This window comes from Streptomyces sp. 13-12-16 (genome assembly GCF_002114215.1).
Classification (GTDB): domain Bacteria; phylum Actinomycetota; class Actinomycetes; order Streptomycetales; family Streptomycetaceae; genus Streptomyces.
Genome location: NZ_NCTE01000691.1, coordinates 1 through 5502 on the forward strand (window position 1 = coordinate 1; position 5502 = coordinate 5502).

The 5502-nt window shown below is 71.3% G+C and carries 4 protein-coding genes and 1 pseudogene; 1 reads left to right on the forward strand and 4 read right to left on the reverse strand.

Annotation, left to right across the window (positions count from 1 at the left end; all coding sequences use genetic code 11):
* Positions 1-192: 192 nt before the first annotated feature.
* Positions 193-408 carry an I78 family peptidase inhibitor gene (locus B7767_RS26355; RefSeq protein ID WP_085574373.1) on the reverse strand — a complete coding sequence of 72 codons (216 nt, stop codon included), beginning with the start codon at positions 406-408 and terminating at the stop codon, positions 193-195.
* A gap of 425 nt (positions 409-833) precedes the next feature.
* On the opposite strand from B7767_RS26355, the pseudogene ctaD reads away from it, so the two are divergent.
* Positions 834-2519, forward strand: a pseudogene (ctaD, locus tag B7767_RS26360) (cytochrome c oxidase subunit I); the annotation flags it as partial.
* Here the strand turns inward: ctaD and B7767_RS26365 are convergent.
* The 3 genes from B7767_RS26365 to B7767_RS26375 are packed head-to-tail and all read right to left on the reverse strand — an operon-like array spanning position 2404 to position 5327.
* Positions 2404-3444 carry a YafY family protein gene (locus B7767_RS26365; protein ID WP_085574374.1) on the reverse strand — a complete coding sequence of 347 codons (1041 nt, stop codon included), beginning with the start codon at positions 3442-3444 and terminating at the stop codon, positions 2404-2406. The pseudogene ctaD and the gene B7767_RS26365 overlap by 116 nt on opposite strands.
* Before the next feature lie 43 nt (positions 3445-3487).
* Positions 3488-4786, reverse strand: coding sequence for an ABC transporter substrate-binding protein (locus B7767_RS26370; RefSeq protein ID WP_085574375.1), 1299 nt, complete (start codon positions 4784-4786; stop codon positions 3488-3490).
* On the reverse strand, positions 4755-5327 hold the full coding sequence (locus B7767_RS26375) for a hypothetical protein (protein WP_085574376.1): 573 nt from the start codon (positions 5325-5327) through the stop codon (positions 4755-4757). The genes B7767_RS26370 and B7767_RS26375 overlap by 32 nt, the downstream gene beginning before the upstream one ends.
* Positions 5328-5502: the final 175 nt, after the last annotated feature.

A 5502-nucleotide genomic window follows, 5' to 3' on the forward strand; every position in this document is an offset into this window, starting at 1 on the left:
CCCGGTCGCCCGCCTATCTGGCGCCCGGGCCGCACACGGCCCGCGCGGAGCGCTCCCCGGTCACCCCGGCGGGCAGTCGCCGCCCGCAGCACGCGGAGCGCCACCCGCGCGGTACGACGTCGGCCACCCGCCCCTGACGGACGCACACGCCACGGCCCCGGTCCCGGTGGGGGACCGGGGCCGTGGCGTGTGTCAGCCCTTCCAGGCGCGCGCCACCAGGCCGTCCCTCACCTCGAAGTTCAGCCGGCCCACGCGGTACTCCATGGTGATGATCGTCCCCGGTGCCAGCGCCCGCACGGTCGACCAGCCGCGCTCTCGCGCGAGGTGCTCGGCCCGGTCCGCCGCGAGGCCGACATAGGCGTCCGGACTGTCGTGGGGTTCCGCGGAGGGTGTCGGAATGGGTGCCATGCGGCCACGCTATGCCCTGGTCCGGGAGCGGGGAAGGCGGAAGCGGGAACACCCGGACGGATCCCCCGGCGGTCACACTTCTGTCACAGGATCACGACAGGCGTTCGTGACGGCGGCCGTCACCCGGACGGGCGGTTCGGTACGCCTTCCGCAGGCATTCGAACGTAATTCCCGCGTGTCACACCACGGGCGTGATTAACTCCGACGGAAAGTGCCGGGGGAAGTGCTCCCGGGCCCCATTCCTTTTCCGCCGCCGCTCATGATCACGCAAGCCGGTGCGCACATAAAATACGCGTTTCCGTCACATGATCCGCCACGTCCTCTGTCGGAGACCGGCAGGGGCGAGCATCATGGCGTGGGCCCGGAGGTACCTGTGGCGCGGGCTCCCGGCGGGGCCCGGCGCGCGAGAAGCGAAGGGGCGAGCGATGGGGACGCAGACCGTCCAGGCGGCGGCGCGACCGGCGCGCCGGCAGCGGCGCGGGCAGCTGGTGATCGACTGGCTGACCACCACCGACCACAAGAAGATCGGCCACCTCTACCTGATCACGTCGTTCGCGTTCTTCCTGATCGCCGGCGTGATGGCGCTGCTGATGCGCGCCGAACTGGCCCGGCCCGGACTGCAGATCGTCGACAACCAGCAGTTCAACCAGATGTTCACCATGCACGGCACGATCATGCTGCTGCTGTTCGCGACGCCCAGCTTCGCGGGGTTCGCCAACGAGCTGATGCCGCTGCAGATCGGGGCGCCCGACGTGGCCTTCCCGCGGCTGAACATGTTCTCGTACTGGCTGTTCCTCTTCGGCGGGCTGATCGTGCTCGGTTCGCTGCTGGTCACCGGGGGCCCGGCCGCCTACGGCTGGTTCGCCTACGCGCCGCTGAACAGCATGGAGTACTCCCCCGGCCTCGGCCCGGACCTGTGGATCATGGGCCTCGCGCTGTCCGGCTTCGGCACCATCCTCGGCGCGGTCAACTTCATCACCACCATCGTCGGGATGCGCGCCCCCGGGATGACGATGTTCCGGATGCCGCTGTTCACCTGGAACACGCTGTTCACGTCGATCCTGATCCTGCTGGCGTTCCCGGTGCTCGCGGCGGCGCTGCTGGTGCTGGAGGCGGACCGGCGGTTCGGCTCACAGGTCTTCGAGGCCGCCAACGGAGGGGCGCTGCTGTGGCAGCACCTGTTCTGGTTCTTCGGCCATCCCGAGGTCTACATCATCGCGCTGCCGTTCTTCGGGATCGTCACGGAGATCATCCCGGTCTTCAGCCGCAAGCCGCTGTTCGGCTATCTGACGCTGGTGGGCGCCACCATGGCCATCACGGGCCTGTCGGTGGTGGTGTGGGCGCACCACATGTTCGCGACCGGCGCGGTGCTGCTGCCGTTCTTCTCCTTCATGAGCTTCCTGATCGCGGTGCCGACGGGCGTGAAGTTCTTCAACTGGACCGGCACCATGATCAAGGGTTCGCTGTCCTTCGAGACGCCCATGCTGTGGGCGACCGGGTTCCTGGTGTCGTTCCTGTTCGGCGGGCTGACCGGGGTGCTGCTGGCGTCGCCGCCGCTGGACTTCCATGTGACGGACTCGTACTTCGTCGTCGCGCACTTCCACTACGTGGTCTTCGGCACCGTCGTCTTCGCGACCTTCGCCGGGTTCTACTTCTGGTGGCCCAAGTTCACCGGGAAGATGCTCGACGAACGGCTCGGCAAGATCCAGTTCTGGACGCTGTTCGTCGGCTTCCACGCCACGTTCCTGGTGCAGCACTGGCTGGGCGCGGAGGGCATGCCCCGCCGTTACGCCGACTACCTCGCGGCGGACGGCTTCACCGCGCTGAACACCGTCTCCACCATCGGCGCGTTCCTGCTCGGCATGTCCACGCTGCCGTTCCTCTACAACGTCTGGAAGACGGCCAGGTACGGCGAGGAGGTCGAGGTCGACGATCCCTGGGGGTTCGGGCGGTCCCTGGAGTGGGCGACCTCGTGTCCGCCGCCCCGGCACAACTTCACGACGCTGCCCCGGATCCGTTCGGAGTCGCCCGCGTTCGACATGAACCATCCGGAGTACGCGGCGGTGACGTCGCAGCCCGAGCCAAGGAGCGAGCAAGCCGGCCCTGAGCCGCTCTGATCGCGTCGAGCAGCCCGTCCGGCTCCAGCACCTCGAACTCGAAGCCCAGCAGCATCACGTGCACCACCATGCCGTCTAGGCTCGGGGCCCCGGTCCGCAGCAGGCAGCGGTCCGGGCCCTCCTCCTCCAGCGTTCCCACGGTGGGCGGGATCCTCTCGGCGGCCTCCTCCACGGGCACCAGCAGCCGGATCACGGCATGCGAGGCGTACGCGCGCGTGGAGACGCCCCGGGAGACATAGGCTGCCAGGTCCCCGGCGGGCGGTTCGCGCGGGACGAAACGCGGCCCGTGCGGCGGCGCGGGAGTGATGCGGTCCGCGCGGAAGGTGCGCCAGTCCGCGCGGTCGAGATCCCAGGCGACCAGGTACCAGCGGCGTTCGGAGCACACCAGGCGGTGCGGCTCCACGGTGCGGCGGGTCCGCGTGCCGTCGTGCCCCCGGTACTCGAAGCGCAGGCGCTCGGCGTCCCGGCAGAGGTGGGCCAGTTCGGTCAGCACGACCGGGTCGACCGCGTCCGCGCGGGGACCGCCCAGCATGGGCACGGTGAAGGCGTTCAGGGCTCCCACGCGGCGGCGCAGCCGGTCCGGCAGCACCTGTTCCAGCTTGGCCAGGGCCCGTACGGAGCTCTCGCCGATGCCCTCGACGCCCTGCCCGGCGGCGGTGCGCAGCCCGACGGCGACGGCCACGGCCTCCTCGTCGTCCAGCAGCAGCGGCGGCAGTTCGGCGCCCGCGCCCAGCTGGTAGCCGCCGCCGGTGCCCGGGCTGGCGTTGACGGGGTAGCCGAGCTCGCGCAGCCGGTCCACGTCCCGGCGCACCGTACGGGCACTGACCCCGAGCCGGTCGGCGAGATCGGCGCCGGACCACTCGCGGTGGGCCTGGAGCAGGGACAGCAGGCGCAGCAGGCGTGCCGAGGTCTCCAACATGCGGGCGAGTCTGCCAGCCGTCGCGGACAACCACTGTCCTGGATCAGGGCTCGTAGGCCAGTTGCGGCACCTCGAAGCAGGTGCGGTTCATGTCGCCCTGCGACACCCAGCCCTCGCCGTCCCGCCAGCGGGCCACGGACAGACAGGTCCGGCTCGTGGCCGGTGGCTCGGGCGAGCGTCCGAACGAGACGGGCAGCAGCAGTCCGCCCGCGGTGTAGTCCCGGGCGCGGTCCACGTGGGCGTCGAGGCAGGCGCGCGTGATGCCCGTGCGGGCGCAGGACCGCGCCGCGTCGGTGAACCAGCGGGCGGCGGCCCAGCCCTCCAACTGCCACTGGGAGTGCGTCCTGAGGCCCTCGGTGGCGTCCCGGAACGCGCGTACGGCCGGGTGGCCGGTGTCCTCGAAGTTGCGGCTGGAGCCGGTCACCCACAGGGCGTTGCGGCAGTGCGGTGCGTCCTTGTAGTCCTCGGCGACGGTGGACGTCCAGTTCTGCACGTTGGTGACCTTGGCGGTGACCCGGGCGCCGACGTCGTCCATGGCCTGGCACAGACGGGCGTTGCCGTGGCCGTCGATGGCGTCGAAGACCAGGTCGGCGCCCTGCTGCTTCAGGTCCGCGGCCACCGCGCGGAAGTTGGGCAGCGCGAAGTCGACCTGCTCGGTGACCACCTCGTACCCCTCGGCCTTCAGGCCGCGTTCGACGAGGCGGGCGTAGGCGGCGGACGCGGACTGGTTGTAGGAGACGACGGCGGCCGTGCGGGCGCCGTGCTCGCGCTTGAAGTAGCGGTACACCTCGGTGCCGCCGTACAGCTTGCCGTCCCAGCCGGGGGTGCCGTTCCTGGGCGCCTCGCTGCCGTGGACGCCGTAGAGGTGCGGGTAGGTGTCGTAGGCGGCGCCGATGGGCTGGCCGCCGATGTCGGGGACGCCCGCGCGGGAGACGCGGGGGGCGCCCGCGTAGTCCAGGGCGGTGGTGGCCACCAGGGCGACGACCTTCTCCTCGTCGATCAGCCTGTGCACGCACTCGTTGTTGCCGACGCCGCTGCCGCCGTCGTCGCACGGCCGCACCTCGACGCGACGGCCGTTGATGCCGCCGCGCGCGTTGAGCCGGTCGAACCATGCCGTCGCGCCGTCGCGCGGGCCGGTGAAGGCGCCGCCGCCGACCGGGCTGGTGGCGCTGGTGACGATGCCGACGCGGATCGGTTCGCCGGCGTCCCGGGCGGTCGCGGACGGGCGGTCGTCGTGCTCGAAGTCGCTCTCCGGCAGGCGGCTGCCGCAGGCCGCGGTCAGGGCGAGGAGCGCCGCCGCGGCCAGTGCCTCAGCAGCCCGGGATGTCCGGGGGCGATTCATCGCCGCTCAGTTGCACCAGTGCGCACAGGGACCTGACGGACACCTTCCAGGTGCCGTCGTCGTCGACGGCGACACCGGAGGCGTCCGGGAGGGCGGTGGCCCCCCTGAGGGTCAGGGTGAACGTCACGTCCGCCTCGGTCGGTGAGACGAACGCGATCTCGGTGACCTCCGCCTTCACCTGTCCGACGCGGTTGTCACCGCTGAACGCCTCGAGCACCGGGCCCAGCAGCTCACCGTTCTGCAGGAGCTTCTTCTTCTCCTCCACCGGGGTCTGGGGGTCGAAGAACTTCTCCCAGTTCTGCCGGATCTCCTGTTCGGCCTCCGCCTGGTTCGCGGGCGCGCTGCCCGGTGCGCTCGTCGTCCGGTCCGCCGACGGCGTGGAGGTCCCGCCGCCGCCACCGCTGTCGTCGCTGCACGCCGCGAGGCCCGGCGCCAGGACCAGGAACAGGGCGGCGGCCAGCGCCGTGCCCCGTCCCGCCGTCCGTGGGCCGCGCCTTCCCGCCCTCGTGTTCCCCCGCCCGATGCCACTGCCGAGAACCATCTGGCTCACCAATCGGGTGTCGGTCCGGACCGTGTGCGCCCGGTGCTTTCAGGGTCGGGTCCCAGAGGGCATAGTGCAAGCCATGCGGACTGCCCGACTCCGGATCGCGCACCCCGTCCTCTGGGCGGGCTGGGCCGCGCTCGCCGCCGGCGCGGTGCTGTGCGTCATCGGCTGG

Bases quoted from the DNA above. Each gene is read 5' to 3' on its own strand.
- B7767_RS26375 (WP_085574376.1), bottom strand. From the start codon at position 5,327: ATGGTTCTCGGCAGTGGCATCGGGCGGGGGAACACGAGGGCGGGAAGG.
- B7767_RS26370 (WP_085574375.1), bottom strand. From the start codon at position 4,786: ATGAATCGCCCCCGGACATCCCGGGCTGCTGAGGCACTGGCCGCGGCG.
- B7767_RS26365 (WP_085574374.1), bottom strand. From the start codon at position 3,444: ATGTTGGAGACCTCGGCACGCCTGCTGCGCCTGCTGTCCCTGCTCCAG.
- B7767_RS26355 (WP_085574373.1), bottom strand. From the start codon at position 408: ATGGCACCCATTCCGACACCCTCCGCGGAACCCCACGACAGTCCGGAC.